3 protein-coding genes are annotated in these 2,505 nt (G+C 33.8%); 2 read left to right on the forward strand and 1 reads right to left on the reverse strand.

Annotated features, from left to right (window positions below):
* The first annotated feature begins 470 nt into the window (after positions 1 to 470).
* The gene (locus HMPREF0083_RS14780) at positions 471 to 1,112 is read left to right on the forward strand and encodes a hypothetical protein (protein WP_021622307.1); all 642 of its coding nucleotides are present in this window, start codon (positions 471 to 473) and stop codon (positions 1,110 to 1,112) included.
* Positions 1,113 to 1,246: 134 nt separating this feature from the next.
* Here the strand turns inward: HMPREF0083_RS14780 and HMPREF0083_RS29785 are convergent, their stop codons facing one another.
* A complete protein-coding gene (locus HMPREF0083_RS29785) occupies positions 1,247 to 1,369 on the reverse strand; it encodes a hypothetical protein (RefSeq protein ID WP_021622308.1) in 123 nt (40 codons plus the stop codon).
* Positions 1,370 to 1,980: 611 nt separating this feature from the next.
* On the opposite strand from HMPREF0083_RS29785, the gene HMPREF0083_RS14785 reads away from it, so the two are divergent.
* Positions 1,981 to 2,490, forward strand: coding sequence for a hypothetical protein (locus HMPREF0083_RS14785; RefSeq protein ID WP_021622309.1), 510 nt, complete (start codon positions 1,981 to 1,983; stop codon positions 2,488 to 2,490).
* Positions 2,491 to 2,505: the final 15 nt, after the last annotated feature.

The following is a 2,505-nucleotide window of genomic DNA, read 5'->3' on the forward strand; positions in this document are numbered from 1 at the left end:
TTTGAACAATCAACACCCTTGGTATCCATAGGTGGATAGAAAAGAGTGACGCGTACGGCGTGCACCTTCTTTCTTCCACCTTATGGATCATCAACAGGCATGGTAAAATAACAAAAAAAGAAACCGTACTCTTTTTATTCAGTAAACTTGTCTTCCACTATCTGTTTAAATTTCTCCAGTATTTTACTATCTCCTTTCTATACATACGATGATATACAGACTTTATAGAGAGAGTTACACTTTATATTTCGGAAATAGGAGAACCTGAAATAAGAGAGGTTGAATGCGCCCTACGCTTCGGCAAAAAAAGGGCTAGTGTGTCTTTTTCCATCCTCTGATTTTCTCCTTCTTTTATTACTTTCTATAATTAAGAGTATGTCGTTTCACTAAGTTGTATTTATAAAATATTTACTTATTTGTGAATATATGTTAATGTTTTAAATGTAAAAACAAAAAGGAGGAGTTATTAAATGAAAAAGATCAGATTAGTTGTAGCTTCCCTAGTTTTGGCCCTCTTTACATTAGCAATTCAATCAAACCTTAGTTATGCAAACGCCAAAGAGCCTTCGGAACCCATAATAGAAATTATTAAACCTGAAGACCCAGAAGAATTTATAAAAGAAATGGGATGGGAAAAACCTACACCAAATGCCAAACTTGATCACATTGTACGCATTAGACCTTCTGATAACGGGGCAGCGCATAATCAGCAAAAAATTGATGAAGATCTTACTGCTAAAGCCCTTGGCTATTCTATTAAAGTAACAAGACAAAGTAGTAGCTGCGGTGTGCAACCAAAGGCTAGGGTTTCGGGTACAGGTAATATAGATGGGAATTTGGTTTTAAGCCAAACAGTAGAGGTATCTAATTCATTTTCTAGTAACACTTCAGTTAGTGCCGAAGTTGTAACTGCTTCAGTCGGTTTTGATGTTACTGAAAAAAAATCTAAAACAGCTCAATATACTGTAAACACAAACGGTAAAAACTACCAAATAGTAGCTTATGATGATTTTGACAGATTTGAATTTGATGTATATCTTTTTGGTGCAAAAACTGGAACAGGAGTTGCATCAAAGCAAGTGGGATTCTGCTACGCTGCATATCAAATTTAATTTTCCTAAGTAGGAGCTGTCCCCATAGCCATCAAGTTAAGGTTCAAAAGCTTTCAGCTTTTGAGCCTTTTATCCATTCCCTATCTACAATCATGATTTTTCTCTATGCCAAAGCCCCCCCCGCATTATCCTTTTTAAAATTCGTTATCAACCAACCGATCAGGAATCAACCTGGCAGAGCTACCAGCATGATATAGATCAACAACTGTTCTTTTAAAATCCTCATTAAATTTTTTGCCTGTATTTTTATTTTCCATTGGACACATCCTCCTAGTAATTATTGTAGCACTTAACTAAGATGTGTCCGCGAAACTATACTAACATCATATACAGTTTCCCTACATAAGTATTAGATTAAATTCATTTACTAGAGAACGAAAGCAAGAGCATCACTTAATTTTACCCCAAATTATATAAGTTTGACTTAGCCATTCATCCTGCAGGGATAGTCAAATTTGTTAATATTGTTCCTAAGAAGGTAATCAAGGGTAGCATATTGATATGAAAAGATTACAAATCACGAATCATCACAGTTGGACACTAGAAACAGTAGTTAAATATGAACAGAGCGAAAAAATGCATCTTTGCGTCACTGTGTTGCTACCATTCAAGAACTGGTAGATTTGTCTTTAGAGTTTATGAGACAATGTCCAGAGAAAGTATTGAAGAGAACTTCTTGCTTTGATATATCGAAAACTTAAATTGACCCTATATAGCTCAAGCTACATAAGGGAACTTTCGGCTCTTTCTTTGTGGTAGATTTTATGTACACTTTTGATCAAATATAGTAATAGTTTCTTTTTGTAGAGCGTATTGTAAAATAAAAGTTAGAATTTGAATTAAGCATTTTAAGTTAAGGAGGAAGATTATGAAAACAACTAAATTTCTCGCTATCCTCATTATATTGCTCTTATTTTTAACTGCCTGTACAAAAAGTGAAAAGCAGACAGAAGATGCTTTTACCATAAAAATGTCTGGAGAAAGTGAACATTGGAGAATAGAAAATTATGTTAGTAAAATAACAGATACTCAATCAGAATTTGGCAATGGAAAAATTTATTATATTGGTCAAGAAAAACTTAAACAGAATACTGCTATCAATTTTTTCTCAATCGAATTTCGTCTGGGCAATGAAAAAGTTGTATATAGAAAATCAATAACCGCCGATACAATTGACTTTCCACAAGACTTAAAAGATGCAGACTTAACTCAAAATATTACACTTGATGAAAAAAGCCATTTTGATCGAGATATTGTCGAAAAAACATATGCTATTGTAAAATGGTCAGTTTCTAATGGTGAAGAGCATACTGAAAAAATAAATCTCCACAAAATTAATGATATAGGCGGCATCAAGGATGTTGATTATCCAGTATAATCCAGAGTAGATCGC

The organism is Aneurinibacillus aneurinilyticus ATCC 12856 (assembly GCF_000466385.1).
Taxonomy (GTDB): domain Bacteria; phylum Bacillota; class Bacilli; order Aneurinibacillales; family Aneurinibacillaceae; genus Aneurinibacillus; species Aneurinibacillus aneurinilyticus.

What these genes read in the sequence shown, in the direction of transcription:
- HMPREF0083_RS14780 (WP_021622307.1), top strand. Translation starts at nt 471, where the DNA reads ATGAAAAAGATCAGATTAGTTGTAGCTTCCCTAGTTTTGGCCCTCTTT.
- HMPREF0083_RS29785 (WP_021622308.1), bottom strand. Translation starts at nt 1,369, where the DNA reads ATGGAAAATAAAAATACAGGCAAAAAATTTAATGAGGATTTTAAAAGA.
- HMPREF0083_RS14785 (WP_021622309.1), top strand. Translation starts at nt 1,981, where the DNA reads ATGAAAACAACTAAATTTCTCGCTATCCTCATTATATTGCTCTTATTT.